Origin of the sequence: Psychrobacter sp. ANT_H56B, from assembly GCF_008369245.1 — a bacterium.
GTDB lineage: Bacteria > Pseudomonadota > Gammaproteobacteria > Pseudomonadales > Moraxellaceae > Psychrobacter > Psychrobacter cryohalolentis.
In genome coordinates this window covers 89468-107073 of the sequence record NZ_VOBF01000007.1, presented here as the reverse complement: position 1 = coordinate 107073, position 17606 = coordinate 89468, and the positions used below count along the sequence as shown (strand labels likewise).

15 protein-coding genes and 1 tRNA gene are annotated in these 17606 nt (G+C 42.6%); 7 read left to right on the top strand and 9 right to left on the bottom strand.

Translation table 11 applies throughout. The features are described from left to right. Positions 1-80: 80 nt before the first annotated feature. The 3 genes from mreD to FQ082_RS09470 form a co-directional block, all read right to left on the bottom strand. Complete coding sequence (gene mreD / locus FQ082_RS09480; RefSeq protein ID WP_149492924.1) at positions 81-566, bottom strand: rod shape-determining protein MreD; 486 nt, start codon at positions 564-566, stop codon at positions 81-83. Positions 567-708: 142 nt separating this feature from the next. Continuing rightward, positions 709-1569: a rod shape-determining protein MreC gene (mreC, locus tag FQ082_RS09475; RefSeq protein ID WP_149492923.1), complete on the bottom strand. Its 861-nt coding sequence runs from the start codon at positions 1567-1569 to the stop codon at positions 709-711. 244 nt (positions 1570-1813) lie between these two features. After that, the gene (locus tag FQ082_RS09470; RefSeq protein WP_011512846.1) at positions 1814-2842 is read right to left on the bottom strand and encodes a rod shape-determining protein; all 1029 of its coding nucleotides are present in this window, start codon (positions 2840-2842) and stop codon (positions 1814-1816) included. Positions 2843-3534: 692 nt separating this feature from the next. Between FQ082_RS09470 and gatC the strand changes: the two genes are divergently transcribed. The 7 genes from gatC to FQ082_RS09435 all read left to right on the top strand — a co-directional run bounded on the left by gatC (position 3535) and on the right by FQ082_RS09435 (position 9480). Next, on the top strand, positions 3535-3849 hold the full coding sequence (gene gatC, locus FQ082_RS09465; RefSeq protein WP_011512845.1) for an Asp-tRNA(Asn)/Glu-tRNA(Gln) amidotransferase subunit GatC: 315 nt from the start codon (positions 3535-3537) through the stop codon (positions 3847-3849). 65 nt (positions 3850-3914) lie between these two features. Then, the gene (gene gatA / locus FQ082_RS09460) at positions 3915-5411 is read left to right on the top strand and encodes an Asp-tRNA(Asn)/Glu-tRNA(Gln) amidotransferase subunit GatA (RefSeq protein ID WP_149492922.1); all 1497 of its coding nucleotides are present in this window, start codon (positions 3915-3917) and stop codon (positions 5409-5411) included. Continuing rightward, complete coding sequence (gene gatB, locus FQ082_RS09455; protein WP_149492921.1) at positions 5411-6940, top strand: Asp-tRNA(Asn)/Glu-tRNA(Gln) amidotransferase subunit GatB; 1530 nt, start codon at positions 5411-5413, stop codon at positions 6938-6940. Before gatA ends, gatB begins: the two co-directional genes overlap by 1 nt. Before the next feature lie 114 nt (positions 6941-7054). Further along, positions 7055-7131, top strand: a tRNA-Pro gene (locus FQ082_RS09450). 203 nt (positions 7132-7334) lie between these two features. Continuing rightward, entirely contained in the window at positions 7335-8084 is a 750-nt protein-coding gene (locus FQ082_RS09445) for a hypothetical protein (RefSeq protein ID WP_149492920.1), read from the top strand. Between the two features lie 157 nt (positions 8085-8241). Continuing rightward, positions 8242-8421, top strand: coding sequence for a hypothetical protein (locus FQ082_RS09440; protein ID WP_149492919.1), 180 nt, complete (start codon positions 8242-8244; stop codon positions 8419-8421). A gap of 102 nt (positions 8422-8523) precedes the next feature. Continuing rightward, positions 8524-9480: a DUF1853 family protein gene (locus FQ082_RS09435; protein ID WP_149492918.1), complete on the top strand. Its 957-nt coding sequence runs from the start codon at positions 8524-8526 to the stop codon at positions 9478-9480. Positions 9481-9542: 62 nt separating this feature from the next. Here FQ082_RS09435 and FQ082_RS09430 read toward each other — a convergent pair whose 3' ends face one another. The 6 genes from FQ082_RS09430 to accD all read right to left on the bottom strand — a co-directional run bounded on the left by FQ082_RS09430 (position 9543) and on the right by accD (position 17430). Continuing rightward, positions 9543-10694, bottom strand: a complete 1152-nt coding sequence (locus FQ082_RS09430; RefSeq protein WP_223145355.1) for a hypothetical protein — start codon at positions 10692-10694, stop codon at positions 9543-9545. A 215-nt stretch (positions 10695-10909) separates the two neighbouring features. Continuing rightward, a complete protein-coding gene (locus tag FQ082_RS09425; RefSeq protein WP_149492916.1) occupies positions 10910-12370 on the bottom strand; it encodes a hypothetical protein in 1461 nt (486 codons plus the stop codon). Positions 12371-12613: 243 nt separating this feature from the next. Beyond that, positions 12614-13144 (bottom strand): DUF2726 domain-containing protein, encoded by a 531-nt coding sequence (locus tag FQ082_RS09420; RefSeq protein WP_149492915.1) that lies wholly within the window; start codon positions 13142-13144, stop codon positions 12614-12616. Between the two features lie 304 nt (positions 13145-13448). Further along, positions 13449-14645, bottom strand: coding sequence for an SPOR domain-containing protein (locus tag FQ082_RS09415; RefSeq protein ID WP_149492914.1), 1197 nt, complete (start codon positions 14643-14645; stop codon positions 13449-13451). Positions 14646-14875: 230 nt separating this feature from the next. Continuing rightward, the gene (folC, locus tag FQ082_RS09410; RefSeq protein ID WP_149492913.1) at positions 14876-16249 is read right to left on the bottom strand and encodes a bifunctional tetrahydrofolate synthase/dihydrofolate synthase; all 1374 of its coding nucleotides are present in this window, start codon (positions 16247-16249) and stop codon (positions 14876-14878) included. Between the two features lie 227 nt (positions 16250-16476). Continuing rightward, on the bottom strand, positions 16477-17430 hold the full coding sequence (gene accD / locus FQ082_RS09405; protein ID WP_188018940.1) for an acetyl-CoA carboxylase, carboxyltransferase subunit beta: 954 nt from the start codon (positions 17428-17430) through the stop codon (positions 16477-16479). Between the last annotated feature and the right edge of the window lie 176 nt (positions 17431-17606).

Sequence of the window (17606 nt, the reverse complement as noted above, 5' to 3'; positions counted from 1 at the left end):
CGTCGTTTATAATAGATGCTTATAAAAACCATGTGTGATGAAAATACTTGTATTGATAATCGATGTAATAATCAATCTGATTAACGCACAAATTTTCGTAATGTCAATAGTACCAATGGCCAGCTAATAATACTCATCAACAAAGAAAAAGTAGATTGGGCAACAAAGATATCTTGTACAAACATCTGTAGCATCCACAGACTCGCTTGAAATACAAACAATCCTAAACTCGCTATTATCCATGCACTAATCGTATTTAGCTGTCTGATATAGATACTGGTCACCTTTATCATAAGCGCCACTGCCACAGCAGAAAAAGCCTGCTGTCCTAAATGAGTATCCATCAGCAAATCAGCAATAAGGCCAATAGCAAAGGCACTAAAAATGCCCACATAACGCGGCTGAAACAATAACCAAAAAATCAATACCATGATCATGATCATAGGACGCAATGTGGCCATACTAGGACTTAATGGATAAACACTGAGCGATGAGGCAATAATAAAACTCAGTACAATCACGGCATGCAGCAGCCCATTTGCATGATCAGAATCAGGATATGCCATGAATACGTACCTTTAGCAGATGTTTAGCAGCTACTTAATAATGAATTCAGCATTGCAGGGAATAAAAAAAGAGGAGTAAAGCAGCGCACTTAAATAGAATAGCGGCTGATTATCGGGCAATGATTATCTCTAACAATGACCATCAAGACTCATTGATGCCAATATTGTTTTTATTAGCCAGCTTGTCTTGCAGTATCAGCACATAAGCATTATCGACAAAGTTTGCGGCAGGTGTGACATCAATGCTTCTAAAATTATCCGCTTGCGTGTCTTCAATATGGGCGATACGACCAACACGGTAGCCTGCAGGGATACGCCCCCCTAATCCAGACGAGACCAGCTCATCCCCGACGCGTACATCTGAGGTTTTAAAGACATACTCAAGGCTCAATGAAGTAGGTATACCCTGACCGGTGACAATAGCGCGCTGACCTGTCCGCTTGACAGTAACGGCGACGGACTGCTGTTCATCAGTAATAAGCAATAAACGGCTGGTATTAGGATAGACATTGATAATCTGCCCTAAAATGCCGTTTTCATCAATGACCGTTTGCCCAACTTGTACCCCATCTTGCTCCCCTTTATTCAACACCACAATTTGACGCAGTAGATTGGTGTCAGTACCAATTACCTGTGCCAGATTTAAATCAAATTGTTCAGGGCGCGTGGTCGATAGAATACCTTGCAGGCGAGCGTTTTGCGCCAAGATATAATCTTGCTGCTGCAATTTAGCTTGCGCGTGAATAAGTTGGGATTTGAGCTGCATGTTTTCGCGGCGCAGCGTTTCTTTTGATTGTAAGCTGCCGCTTGACCAGTGTTGTGCATAACTGGGTAATAACGACAGCTCGTAAATAGGCTGCATTGCGGCATGGCTCGTTGAGCGTATAGGCTTGAACCATTCTGGATTTTTGCTATCAAACCACATCAATATCAATGCCACTATTAATAAAACAGCAGTCATACGAAGCGCGAGTGGCTGGCGAGCAAAAATACTTGGAGTCATAGTTCGTCTAATGTAGAGGTTTTAATGTGAGCATTAGCCAGCACTGAATAGCACTATATAAAAGGCATTTGATATCAAAAAAAGCTCAGTATCTATCAGATATTGATTGCCTTTATTGATAATATTAAAGGCAACCTTTTTGGCTACCTTCAATGTTATTCATCTAGCCTTTCTCATGCCTAGTTATCGTTAACTTCAGCCTTATCTAACATTGCTAGTATGACAATGCTTGATAAACAGTGATTTATACAAAAATCATATTTAGGCTTTTGTTATTGATAAAATCAAGCGCAATACCGCCACCACGGCTCACGCAAGTTAATGGATCTTCAGCGACTGTAACTGGTAAGCCTGTCTCTCTTGAGATGAGCTTATCTAAGTCACGTAATAGTGCGCCGCCACCGGTCAAGACAATACCGCGTTCAGCGATGTCTGATGACAACTCTGGTGGCGTCTGCTCAAGTGCTGCTTTTACCGCGCTGACGATACCACTTAACGGATCACTCAAAGCTTTCTGCACTTCTTCTGAGTTGACAGTGAAGGTTTTTGGTACGCCTTCTGCCATGCTACGTCCGCGTACTTCTACTTCTAACTGGCTGTCTTCATTTAGCGCGGAGCCAACTTCTTGTTTGATACGCTCAGCCGTGGTTTCACCAATCACGCAGCCATGAATCCGACGTACATGGGTAATAATGGCATCATCAAACATATCGCCACCGATACGGATAGACTCAGCATAGACACAACCTGACAAAGCGATAACGGCAATCTCAGTGGTACCACCGCCGATATCAACGACCATCGAACCGCTGGCTTCATGAACCGGCATGCCAGCACCAATCGCTGCTGCCATTGGCTCTTCTAGTAACAATACTTTGCTGGCGCCAGCTGACGATACCGCTTCACGAATCGCTTTTCGCTCGACAAGGGTAGACTTGCAAGGCACACAAACCACCACATTAGGCTGTGCCATAAAACGCTTAGCTTTTACCTTGGCGATAAAATGCTTAAGCATTTTTTGCGTCACTTCAAAGTCAGCAATCACGCCGTCTTTTAATGGGCGGATAGCCGTAATATTGGCAGGCGTACGACCCAGCATCTGCTTGGCATCAATACCAACAGCAGCAACGGTAGGGTTCTGTGTGCGATTGCTTCTTAAAGCGACCACCGTAGGCTCATCGAGCACCACGCCTTTACCAGGAATAAAAATAAGGGTGTTCGCAGTACCGAGGTCGATTGCGATATTATTTGATAAAAATCCAAACAGGTTCATGACTAATATTTCCAGCGTATTACAAATGAGGCGAATGAGGCAAATGAGAGTGACCGAGGGATTACTCGTCAGTATTGAGCAGGTCGTCTTTAGACATTACCCGTGGCGAGAGTTTATCATCGTAACAAGTCAAACCGAAGCTATAATGATGAAATGAAAAAACTGAGCTAAATTATACCGATTTGGCTCAAAAAAAACACAGATATTTGCATCAGTACGCTAGGATTTTGCGCTTATGCGCTAAAAGTTGTTACAAAGTTTGAAATCGCAGACCATACCAGCCGCTTTGATGAAACAGCCTTTAATTCAATCACTCACAAGCAGCTACCGTCTTATGATACTTACTAAGTAATTTGCTTGATAACTTGCTTAGCAGCAGCTACCCACTGTAACGTATTTCGTCATTAAATGGGGAGCTATTGACCATCAACTTTTTACTATCCAGTCAGCTTTGCATAATTGCTTATTAAGTTGAGCCTTTTTTAATAGAAGAGTCGTGAATAAAGCCCTTTTAAACAATCTTGTGAGTAAAGATTGTGCTGTAATCAAGTGTCCTACTCTGTAAACTTCGGTCAGATGCTTTATAATAAAGCCACTGTATACTTACATCTTTATATAAGTCGCTTATTTTAGTGCTTATCTGTTTTAGTCATATTCTACTCTAACAAAAACTGTCCGTAACTGGAGACACTATGTCACAGCAACCATTAACGTCTGACAACACTGTCAGCCGTGAAGAAATCCTAGAAGTTGCCAACCTTGCCCGTTTAGGTGTCGATGAAAATACTGCCGATAGCTATGCTGCTGATATCTCTAAAATACTTAAGCTGATGAACACGCTTGGTAATGTCGATACCACCGATATCAAACCTTTATCAAATATTCATGAAGCTTGCCAAGATTTGCGTGCTGATGTTGCTAAACACGATATCAATCGTGAACGCAATCAATCGGTCGCCCCTGCTGTCGAAGATGGCTTGTATTTGGTACCGCAAGTGATTGAATAGGCGGCTGTCGCTCTCTGATTTCGTATCTTACTTTATGCTATTAACATTTTGACGGACGACACCTTATGTCTGAACTTCATTTATTAAGTACCCAGCAGCTCATTACTGGTCTGCAAGACAAACAATTTAGCAGCCTTGAGCTGACTGACCACTACATCAAACGTATCAACGCGCTTGATAGCAAGATCAACAGTTTTATCACTCATACCTCTGAGACAGCGCGCGCGCAAGCACAAGCGGCGGACGAGATGCGTGTACAAGGGGACAAACGCCCATTACTTGGCGTACCCATGGCGCATAAAGATATTTTTTGTACTCAAGGCGTATTGACGACCTGTGGCTCTAAAATGCTGCATAACTTTATCTCTCCTTATGATGCGACCATCGTCACTAACATTGATAAAGCTGGAATGATTAGCCTTGGTAAGCTCAATATGGATGAGTTTGCGATGGGCTCGGATAATGAAAGCTCATATTATGGTGCGGTGCACAATCCTTGGAACATAGCGCATGTACCTGGTGGCTCATCAGGTGGTAGTGCAGCAGCCGTTGCAGCAGGATTTGTACCCGTTGCGACTGGTAGTGATACTGGTGGCTCTATTCGTCAGCCTGCCTCATTTTGCGGCTTAACGGGCATCAAACCTACTTATGGTCGCGTCTCTCGCTTCGGTATGATTGCTTATGCCTCGAGTCTTGATCAAGCCGGTAGTATGGGTCGCAGTGCCATGGACTGTGCCTTCCTATTACAGCCAATGATTGGTCATGACCCACGCGATGCGACTTCTATCAAATACGATATGCCTGATTATGTACAAGATTTAAATGATGCAGCTACCAGCGCTGGTGATAAACCGTTTGCCGGTTTACGTATTGGCGTTGCTAAAGAATACTTTAGTAAAGGACTTGATACTGAAGTCGAACAAGCAGCTCGTGCAGCGTTAAAGAAATATGAAGAGCTTGGCGCGACCATTGTAGAGGTGACAATCACCGATCCAGAGATCACCCTTGCTACCTATTATATGCTCGCACCAGCTGAAGCATCATCAAACCTATCACGCTTCGATGGTGTGCGCTTTGGGTATCGCTGTGAAACCCCTAAAGACTTGATTGACTTATATACGCGCTCGCGTTCTGAAGGCTTTGGTCCTGAAGTACAGCGCCGTATTTTGTCAGGGACTTATGCGCTATCTGCTGGTTACTTTGATGCCTATTATACTAAGGCCCAAAAAGTGCGCCGCATAATTATCAAAGACTTCGAAGATGCTTTTGCCAACTGTGATGTGATCGCCAGTCCAACGGCGCCAACAGCGGCTTATAAACTTGGTGAAGACCTTGATCCTGCAACGATGTACCTAGGTGATGTTTATACCATTGGTGTCAACTTAGCGGGTCTACCTGCGCTTAGTCAGCCAGTTGGTTTAACCTCAGCTGGATTGCCTATTGGTTTGCAATTGATTGGACAATATTGGCAAGAGAGCAAATTGCTCTCTACTGCTCATTTATTCCAGCAGCATACAGACCATCATCTGCAACACTCTAACATCGCGAAGGAGACGGTATAATGAATACAGCAACTATTACTGATAACAACGCCGTTCGCAAACACGATGTTCGTAAAGAGCTATTCGTCGATGGTTATGAAGTGGTCATCGGTATCGAGATTCACTGCCAACTGAACACAGAAAGTAAGATATTCTCGAGCGCGCCGACTGACTTTGGTCACGAGCCAAACAGCCAAGCCAGTATTGTAGATTTAGGCTTACCTGGCGTATTGCCGGTACTAAATGCTGGTGTGGTTGATCGTGCGCTAAAATTCGGTATCGGCGTCAACGCTGAGCTGGGTCTATTTAATACCTTTGACCGTAAAAACTACTTTTACCCTGACTTGCCGAAAGGCTATCAAATCACCCAGATGGCCAATCCTATCGTTGGTGAAGGCTATATTGATGTCGTCGTCAATGAAGGTGAAAAGAACGAATATCCTAAGCGCATGGGCATCACCCGCGCGCATCTAGAAGAAGATGCTGGTAAATCAGTACACGATGCTGTCGATGGTATGACTGGTGTGGATCTAAACCGCGCTGGTACGCCATTAATCGAAATCGTCTCTGAGCCTGATATGCGCTCAGCTCACGAAGCACTGGCCTATATCAAAGCCATTCATCAGCTAGTCACGTGGCTGGGTATCTCAGACGCTATCATGGCAGAAGGCTCCTTCCGCTGTGATTGTAACGTCTCTATCCGTAAGCCTGGAAGCGAGCTTGGTACACGTACTGAGCTTAAGAACCTAAACTCATTCCGCTTCATCGAGCGTGCCATCAATCGCGAAATCGAGCGTCAAATCGACATCTTAGAAGATGGCGGTAAAGTTGTGCAAGCAACGATGCTTTATGACCCAGAGCGCGACGAAACTCGTGTTATGCGTACTAAAGAAGACGCCAATGATTATCGCTACTTCCCTGATCCTGACTTGCTACCTGTGCGTATTGAGCAGCATACGGTTGATAGCATTCGTGCAGCGATGCCTGAGCTACCGGTTGCCCGCCGTGCGCGTTTTGAAGAAGCGCTTGGTCTTTCAGAATATGACGCTCGTATCTTGACTGGTAGCCGTCAAATTGCTGATTACTTTGAAAATGTGGTCGCAGAAGTTGGGCAAGCAGATGCCAAAATGGCGGCTAACTGGGTCATGGGCGACCTACTTGGTGCGCTAAACAAAGATGATAAGGAAATTACTGACTCCCCTATCAGCGCCAAGCAATTGGCTGGTATGCTAGCCCGCATCAAAGACGATACCCTATCTGGCAAACTAGCTAAGAAGGTCTTTAGCGCCTTATATGAGCGCGAAGGCGGCGATGCTGATGATGCAGCAGATAAAATCATCGAGGAAAAAGGTCTCAAGCAAGAAACCGATACGGGCGCTATCAAAGCCATCGTTGAAGAGGTCATCGCTAAGAATGCAGCGATGGTTGAAGAGTATCGCGGCGGTAAAGAAAAAGCCTTCAATGGTTTAGTTGGTCAAGTAATGAAAGCCAGTCGCGGTAGTGCCAATCCACAGCAAGTCAACCAAATTCTGAAAGAGTTACTGGGTTAAGGTTAACTGCTCATTGGTTATACTGGCTATGATATGTAAAATGCCATTGTAGATTTTGGCTAAAATAAATAGCTCTTGCAATATGCATAATTTTGCGTAAAATAGTCAGTCATTCGGGGCGTAGCGCAGTCTGGTAGCGCACTACACTGGGGGTGTAGTGGTCGCAGGTTCAAATCCTGCCGTTCCGACCAAACATAGTAGTAAAGAGAAAAGCCAATCATTGTTTTCAATGGTTGGCTTTTTTTTGTGCTAAATTTGGCTGATAATTAAAGAAAGAAATAGTAAAATTTGAGCAGGGCTAGGATTCATTACTCAAAAGCCAGCCAGCCACACACCTTTAGGCTGGTACTGACTTGCAACTACTATAATTTAAGGGTGTGTAAAGGTGTAAATTATGGTTAATTCTAGAGAGGGTTTTTCAGATGCTGACCTTCAAAAAATTCTCGAACAAGCCGAACGAATAGAGTTTGAAAGATTGCAACATAGAACAACTATACCCACAGTATTTATAAAAGAATTACTAGATAGCCCACCTAATTTTTTACTAAGTCGTAATTTTTTTGACGTAGGTTATAAAGATAGGAAGAGAATATCAATCATTCATGAGCTAATAGAAAAGATAGAGAATATTGCTATTGAAGACTGCAAAGGACTTTTAGAAGAACAGGGTTATCGTGTAGATTTTGAGAAAGAAGAATCTATTATGTATAGAGGATTATCTGTTCATATTATGCTCAGTAACAAAGATATTTACTTAGAGTCAAAGGAGCTTAAATGCTTGAACTTTCATAAACTATGTGACTGTATCAATTTAAAAGCTTTTGCTAGACTTTATTTTGAGAACCAACAATATGAAGCTAGTTTTTACTGTATCAACTTAGTTGGCTATGTTTTTGGTGCAGGAACAAATGAAGTTAGAGGTGATAACGATTTTCAAAAAAAACTATCAAAGTCCAACAAGACAAAAGCGAATAAAAGATGGTCAAAACACAATCAAACCAGACCTAAAAAAAAGAAACTATACCTAGAAATTATGGATCAACAGAACTTCACTACTTTTGCTGAAACAGCCGAATATATTAAACAGCACATTGAAACAGATAAAAAACCATCTTATGACACTATCAAACGATGGTTAAGCTAAGCCAACAAAGGCGATTTTTCATAACCTATCATACTGTGGTATGCAGGCATACAACACGCTATGCATGCATAAGTATTTAGCTATAACCATACAACCTATAACATAAATCCATGAACCGTTACGCACCGTTGTGTAACGGCATAACATGGAGCTAAACATGACACAGCAAGATCATATCCCACCTCATTTAGAACAGCAGTCACCTTATAATGAATCCAGCAACTTACCAAAATGGCTACTGCCAATACTAAAAACGGTATTCAGTATCCTATTACCTTACTTGCTATCACCGCCTGATATCAGCATTCATATTCATCACATTAATATCATGTTTTAAAGCCAAAAAACTGAGCACTACCCTAGCCGATACTCGTATCCTATAGACTTTTATAGAGCGAGCCGTTAGGGTAAATGCTACACCTTTACACTGGTTCACCTTATGTCCGAGCCTATCGTTCAGTCCAACTCTACCCACCTGATAGCTGACGCACCTTGGGAAACTTACCAGCGACCTTATGTGCGTGATTTGGCGTATGTGCTTGCCTGCCCTAACGTCTTAACGGAATGGCTGGACTTTGCGCCGCATCAGAATACACATGCCATCGCCGTACATAGCGCAAGCTTTTGGCAAGCGCAGTTTGCAGCCTATCAGCAGCGTTTGGAAAAGCTAGATAGCACCAATGACTATCAGGCGCTAACCCGCTATTTACTTAAGCGTCCAAGTCCCAATCGACTGGGTTTTCACTTTGAAGGATTATTGTCATTTTGGTTAGAAGATGGATTTGCGCGTGAACTACATCCGTACGAAACACTCGCTAATAATGTGCAATTATTTAACGGCAAGCAGACGACGGGTGAGCTGGATTTAATCTTATATAATCATGCAGAAAATTTGGTCGAGCATTGGGAACTGGCTATTAAGTTCTTTATGGGATCAGCACCGTTTGAGCCGGAGAACTGGGTTGGCATCAACTCCAAGGACAATCTACAGAGCAAAATGACCTACATGCAAACCAAGCAGTTTCGCACCGTATGGGTAGATACCGAAAATCATGGTCAAATTAGAATTGATAAGCGCTATGGCGTGATAAAAGGACGGTTCTTTTTGCCCATCAATACCTGTAACTTCACTTATCCGCCTTGGTTAGCGACAAGCTTTCCTATGCATGAGTGGTGCGATAAGACTGATAGCGCAAATCTTTCGATGATTGATACTGATACATTACGCGCTGCTTATTATATTGAATGGTTTACTAGGCGCGATTTTTATGACGGTCGTCAGTCGCCACTGAACAATTCTAAAAACGATATATTAAAAACAGGTTTATATTTTGCAGGCGATAGACCTATTGTCATTTATCCTAAACTTCGTGACGGAGTGGAAGATAAGCTTTAACAAGTATAGTTTTTATAATACTAAGCTGATGATTTAACCGACCAGCTTTTCAAATTCATTGCTTACCAAGAGTAACGTCCATATAAGCTAATTTCACTACGCTTGGCTTTTTCAGCATCAATATCATCGGTCAAGAATTTAACACCACCATATTTACTGTCTATTGCCAAGCCAAGTGCCTGTGTTTGCGGCTCTATTAGTCCAGTAATAACTATCGGAATGGGTAAAGACGCATTGTCTAATTGATAACCAGCTGACAACTGATACAGAGTTTCAATGTCATTCGCTTGCGCATGGGTACCAAGCTGCCATTTATTTGTCAATTGATGAGTCAGACTACCTTCGACACGCCAAGGTAACGTTTGAATAACATTATTGGTGTCCAATTGACCACGCGTCTCGTTATTAGGGCGTCTATTGACATCGTAATCTAAGATATACTCAGTACTCGGCATATCTTGCCAATGCATGCGACCAAGCACATCATAGCCCCTAATCATGAGCGCGGTCTTATCCGTTATCTGCCCTGCCAGCTTAATGTCTACTGAATAGCCATAACCTGCAGGCTTATCCGGATACCAATTTAGGTCTTCTTCTCCAAGTGCAGGCTCATCATAGTAATAGTTTAGATCCGTTTTAATGCTGTTTAAACGATCGATATTCCTAATCGTTTCGCCCTCAAGAGCTGCTTGAGAAGTCAATGTCCCTACTGCATCTCCTTCAAGCGCATGTAGCCCTTTCCAAAAATTCGCGTAAGCCGACAGTTGCCAATTAGGAATAATCTGCTGCGTAAAACCTATATTTGCACCAATTCGCTCATTATGCTTTGCTTCTAGATATATCGGGTAAACCTGATCTTTATTAGGGATTTGGCTGTTTTTATATTGCCAGTACAAGTTGGCAGTTTCTTGATTAAAGCGCATCATATAATCATAGCGCCAGTTCAACCCATAACTAACCGCACTGTCCGCTGGGCGAACTTCTACTGCCATGCGTCCTTGCGTATAAGCATGCTTGCCCGACTCTAAAGGCGCATCCCATTCTTTAATAAAGGCAGCAATGGGTTGCGCTGGACTATGGGCGGTAATCATAACCTCCGCAGTTAATTCTGTAGCTACCTGCGGTGCTATCCATTTACTTGCCACAGCCGGAGCTTCCATAAACACAGGGTTGGATTGTTGCGCCTTAGCAGACATGCTAATACCCATACTCATGAGTAATAACAGGTTAATGGATAAAGCGGAATGGTAATAAATACTAGCCTTTTGCATGCTTTTAGGCGATTGGTCTATCCACCTTGATTTTTTAGCGCAGATAGCGCGGTAAGTATAAAACATAAATATAATACTCTCAGCGGTATTAAAAAGACGTCAGGCATAAAAAAGAGACAGGGCTAGCTGTCTCTTTTCATACAAAATAAAGGATAAATCTAACCTAGTGGAATAATACTATTATCAGTGAACTTCGCACTGAGCTTGCCGTTGTTCTCTAGTAAATCACCAAAATCCTTACCATTCACCATGATATCAGACAATTTACCCATGCTATCTTTTATGAACTCGTTATTCGCATCAACGTTCAGCACGATAACAGCGTTATTTTGAGTAATTTTAAGCTGACTACCTACCACATTATAATTAGCATCTAAATTTGTTTTGCCTGTCACATATAAGTTTTTGCCATCAACCCAAGCACTCAGACCTTGTAGCTCAATCATGTTACGCGCAGTACGTTTTAGGTTTGCCTGAATATCAAGTGGGATAGTGGCAGTAGTCGTGCCAGTCTTCTTGGCCACAGTTCCTTTTAGTGCCAGTACCAGATCTAGACCGACAAAACGATTCGCATCTTCTGTCAAGTCACCTTGTGCAGTAACTTTGATAATGTTTTTGATGTCAGCTTCATTAGCTACTGCATTTAAAGTGATGCTCGCATTGGTCGCTGGTGCAACTTTAATTAGACTGCCTGTTAATTTAATAGCTGTTGGCAAAGTTCGTACTACCAATTTACCATTTGCCAGTTTATGAGTCATATCTAAAAATGCTAACTCAAAGTCTTTGGCTTCAATTGTACTGTCATTGGCTTGCATTTTGACACTACCAAGCTTCATAACGGCTTTTTCAAGGGTAATTCCATTACGATTGATGTCATCTAGATCAAACTCTTCATCCACTTTAACTTTATCGCTAAACTGACCAGTAACCGTAAGTCCTTTTGAAGGAGAAGTAAATATGACCGCATCAGCGCCTGAACCAATATTAATGCTTTCAAAACCAAACCCACCTGTAAAGCTATTTGCAGTTTCAGTGGTACTCAATGCATCCTCAAAACCTTTATAGATAACATCGAAGTTATCTATAACTACTGTAGGTCCATACAGACCCGTCTGTTGATTAAAAACATAGTCAGTTGTTTCAGTTTTAATACTGGTAGCGCCTGTTACGCTAATCTGTCCCTTAGCATTCAAAGAGGCGACAAAACCGTCCTTTGGCTCTAAAGAAATATCACCCAAATAGTCATTAAACTCCGAATCCGCAGCTAAAGCTTTGATGTTTGCTGCATTTAAGGTTGAGACTTTTTTTGCTTTCATGTAATAAGAAAGGATACCTGGCAACTCAAACGTATTACTGATACGCTGCTCTTGACGTTCTGTGAGGATATCACTGGCACCTTTATAAGCTTCTGTAACAGCTGCATTGTCAGCCACAAACTGCTGAGCGGTTTTAATGATATCTTTGGCTTGATTTATTTCAGTCACACCATTATTGACTGGTGGTTTAGAAGGAACATTTGGAATACCGCTATTAGAGCCATTATTATCACTGTCGCTGCCACAACCTGCTAATAAAAGGGTGCTCGCTAGTGCCAATGCCGTTAGTTTAAAAATCTTCATAAAATAATCCTTTACCTTGATAGAGTTTTTTAGGGTAATGTAATTCAACTTACTTATGCCTTTTCATGACTCTTAATGAAATAAAAGACAAATCAGGAATAAGGAAACTTAAGTCCACTAATTAGTAGAGAATCATACATTTATTAGCTAAATTAGTCTATAAGGTAAAGAATTATTACAATAATGTTACGTAAAGATTAAGATATTAATTTTAATCGTGAGATAAATCATTGTGTGATTTTATTAATAACTCTCAATCACTTGCATCAGCTCATATCTCAGCATGTCGGCGCTCGGCATGCGCTCCGCATGAAAACGCACGATAGCGATGCCCGCACTGGCAAGCGCCTTGTCTTTTTTGTCATCGGCTTTTTGCCTTGCTTTACTGCTATGTGTCCAATCATCAAGCTCGATGGCAACCAAGGTAGTCTGCGCATCAATATCAACAATCACATAATCAACACTTTGGCGGCAGATACGATTGAACCAAAAACTGCGCTCAGACGTCTCATTACTGTTCGCTTCGATAATCCGTGACAGCTGTACTTGCACAAAAATATGATATTCCGGCAATGCATTTTTTAATTTATGAAAAAATATCACTTCAGTATCGGTCATAATTGGCATCGGCGCAAACGGCCAAATAGCTAACTCATCACCGCGCACAGGCGGCGGATCTGGTTCAACTACTTGTTTATTAGAAAATAATTTTGGTAAGGTAATCAGCCCCAAAAAGCCAACTGCCAATATTAAAAATATAGCGCCAAATGACATGGTTTTACCTTATACAATATCTAAGCAGTTAGATAGCTTGCCTATATGCTAGCCTAGCCAACATAACAAACTACCTTTAGCTGCAGCAGGTCGAACCCTTATGGGCTAACAGGTTATACAGAGAGAAACAAAAATGGTGCTCATGGTAACTAAGTATGAGCAAATGGACAAACACTAAAACGAAAAACACGACAATAGATGTCGTGTTTTAATTATGAAAGCATTAAATGATAATATATGAAAGCACTCTCATTAAGATTGTAGGTCCACATTCATTATCATGCGTTTAGCAGTTTAACAACATCTAGCGCCAGTATAATACCCAAGCACTGGTGGTATTCACTTTAGGGTCACTATTAATCTTATCCTTCAAGGCTAAAGCGGCTACTTTACCACGCTCAGGACCGACAATAACCCGTACACCGCGACTCGTCGGGCTGGTCTTAACTTGATAACCTGCAGATTGGAATTTTTTTGCCATCTCATCCGCTTTGGATTGGTCGTTTGCTAACGCTACTTGTACCCCAAAGCTACCTTTAGCATCGGTTTCTTTGACTTCTTTACGGGCTTCACTGAGTTTTTGCTGAGCATCACGTTTAGCGTCTGCTGACTTTTTCACTAAAGCTTCTTCTCTTTGACGCTTTTCTTCACGTGCCTGTTCAGCCGCCGTCGCTTCTCGCTCTAAACGCTCTACTTGCTTACGCGATGGAATCGTAATGGTTTGACCAAGATTTAGCGATGTTGATGGTGAGAGATTATTGGCTTGAGCTAAGACTTCTACCGGCATATCGTACTGGCGTGCCAGTTTAATCAGCCCATCTCCTCTTTTGACTTGATAGTCAGAGGGCGACTTAGGTGGGGTCTTTTTTGCGGCTTCATCCGCCTCGCGCTTTTTTTCCGCAGCTACTTGCGCTTCAGCCTGCTTTTTAACGTCTGCTTCTTTTTTGCTATCTGCTAATTTCTTAGCAGCAGCTTGCTCTCTAATAGTTGCTTGTCTTTCAGCTGCCTGCTGCTCTGCTAGTGCTTTCTTCTTTGCTTCAGCATCATCAGCGGAATTAGGGGACGTCTCTGCACTAGAAGGCGCTGATATAGGTGTTGCAAGTGTGTTCTTCGTCGCCTTTTCATTATTACTGTTAGTATCAGCGTTATCTTCGATACTTGGTGTGGTGCTCGCCAGATATTGCTGACTTTCAGCGCGTGCTTTTGCCAATGCTTGCGCCTCTGCCGCTTCTTGTTCAGTTAAGAATTGCTGAGCACGCTTTTCTTGTTCTGCAACACGAGCGGCACGCTCTTTTTGTTTTTGTGCCAAGATACGTTTTTCTGTTTCGATATCTGTTGTCAGTGGTTGTACAGACGTAGGCTCAGCACTCGGTTGATCGATCATTGCCGATGCTGGCTGTGATTTATTGGTATCACCAATTTGTTGTACCATGGCGTATAGCATGACGCTACCACCGATAATCATCCCAATGCCCAATAAGGCTTGTCTCGAAAAATTCATCCGTTTACGTCTCTTAGTTGGTAATAAGGTTGATTGGGCGGCGCGGTTATTGTTTTAAACTATATTATAGATAGCTTAAATCAGCAAGCCATTAGCGCCAGTTGCTTCCATCCGTGTTAATACTAATGCGCTAGGTTTTAATCACTTTGATTATAAAGCATATTTTTCATGCTGTCTGCCACCACGCTATTACTAAGACTAACATCAAACAGTCAATGTTTTAACGTAAATTATCGCGTTTCAAGCGTAGACAATGCCTCTCCAATCGTATGAAAAGAGCCGCAGACTACGATTAAATCTTGTGGCTGACTGGCATTTATAATCGCATGAGTGGCTTCTTGCAAACGCGCAAACTCATGTATCTGAGCATCATCGACATAGCTCGCTAAGATACCTTGCAAATGCTCTGTAGTGGCAGCACGTGGATAATCAATTTCAGCGATGAACCAATCACTGATTGGTAAGCCTGCTGTCGTCAAACGCCGCACCACTTTATTAATATCTTTATCACCTAGCATAGAAAACAACATTTTAATGGTAGCAGGTTCACCTGAAGTTTGATTAACTTGTTCAGATATACTTTGCTGTGTTAAATGCTGCTGCCAAAGCGGCACTAGCTGTGCCAATAAAAACTCAACGCCTTGGTCATTATGCGCCACATCAAATAGCCAATGACGCTCATGGACTTCACGATAATCGAAGCGACCGGCAAGTTTGACCGTTTGTAGCGCTTGCCCTATAGCATTGGTATCGACGTCTAAGGGGCTTGCAAGCACTGCTGACAGAGCATTGGCCGTATTGGTCAATGACAGTGCGGGTCGTGGCAACTGCAACGTCACAGCGGCATTACTATATTGCCACGTAGTCGAATCATTTTCGTAATAGCTGAAGTCTTTGCCGATTTGATAACAAGTCGCCTGATGCTTATCTGTCGCTTGCTGTACGCTATTTGGCATCTCTGTAGCACCGTAAATGACGCTAATTCCATCACGTAAAATACCTGCTTTTTCCGCTCCGATGGCTTCCACATTATCACCCAACCAATCAACATGATCGATGGCAATGTTGGTAATCACTGCCATATCAGGGTCGATGATATTGACCACATCTAAGCGACCGCCCAGCCCTACTTCTAACACCCAAACATCGCAATCCGCTTCCGCGAATATCAGCAAAGCTGCCAGTGTTGTCATCTCAAAAAATGACAATGTTAAATCACATTGCAACCGTGCCGCTTCTACCTTGCTAAAGGCAGTAATCAGGGTTTCATCGCTGACCATCTCGCCATCGATCCGTACCCGCTCGTTAAAGACGCTCAAGTGCGGCGATTGATATAAGGCAGTTTTATATCCTGCGGCTTGGCACATCTGCGCGATGACCGCAGTCGTCGAGCCTTTGCCATTAGTACCTGCAACCGTAAATACATAGGCGTCATCTTTGGCTGATTGTACGACTCCCAATGCCTCAGCAACTGGCAGTACTCGTGACAGCCCCATATCTATCGCCGAGACATGAATCTGCTGCATATAATTCAGCCATTCGGTTAAAGTGGCTTGGTTGTCAGGGGTACTACTGGGGCTACGAGACACTAAAGAATCAGACATGGACAGAACCTATATCAAAGTTTGAGATAAAAGATAAAACTTATAAAAAAATAAAAACAGTATGACTAGCTTGCTACAAAGCAAAAATAGCATTTACCGTTATTCACGATAAATGCTATTCATTAGTTTTACATATTTGGCAGATATTAGCACGCCGCTCGATCATTATGCAGCGAAATTATAAAACAGCTGCTTGAATCTAACCCACGTGTTTTTATTTTTACTACCTACTGAGCATCAACATTGGGCACGCTACACAGTTTCGCCAGCAGACGATAAATGGTATCAATCATTTGATGACGATGTACCACTTCATCAACCACACCATGCTCTAGCAAAAACTCTGCACGTTGAAACGGCTCTTCTAGTGTCTCACGTACTGTCTGTTCAATCACACGCTTACCAGCAAAGCCAATCATGGCTTTTGGTTCTGCTAAGTGAATGTCACCAAGCATCGCAAGAGATGCGGTCACACCGCCATAAACAGGATTGGTCAGTACCACGATATATGGCACGCCAGCAATTCTCAAACGCTCGATTGCTGCTGCTGTTCTTGCCATTTGCATGAGTGATAGCAAGCCTTCTTGCATACGCGCACCACCAGAAGCAGCGAAACAGACCAAAGGTACTCTGTCTGCGAGGGCTTTTTCGGCAGCTTGAACAAAACGGTCGCCAACCACCGAGCCCATAGAGCCACCCATAAATCGAAAGTCAAACGCACAAGTTACGATATCGAGATTGCGCAATTTGCCATATAGCACAATCAGCGCTTCACTCTCTTTCGTTTTTTCTTGTGCTTCTGCCATACGCGCAGGATAAGGCTTACTATCTACAAATTTTAGCGGGTCTTTGGCGGTAAATTCTTGCCCAAGCTCGCCTTCTACCTTATCAAGCAGCCAGTTCAAGCGCTCACGAGCACTCATCGGTAAATGATGGTCACAATGCGGGCACACGTAACAGTTAAAAATCAGTGCTGTATTAGTAATGATCGAATGGCAGCTGCTGCATTTTGTAGAAGGCTCTGTCTCTACAGCGGTCAATTGCGCCGTTAATTGCTGTTTGATACCCGGAATCGGGCGCTCAAACCATGATTGACCAGCTTTATTGCCATTCTGCTGCAGGCTTGTACTATCGTTATTTATATCAGGTTTTGTCATCGTATCAGTCATATTATTCGCCATTATCTAAGGCTTATTGGCAAGCTCACTTGTGCACTTGTCCGTAAGAGTCCATTTATAAGAATCAGTTTAATCGTCACATATCCTCATGACTTTAGCAATTATAAGGCACGCTAATGCATAACTGTGACCATTTATATGTGATGTTAGTTTACACACGTAAACTAACTTTAGCAAAG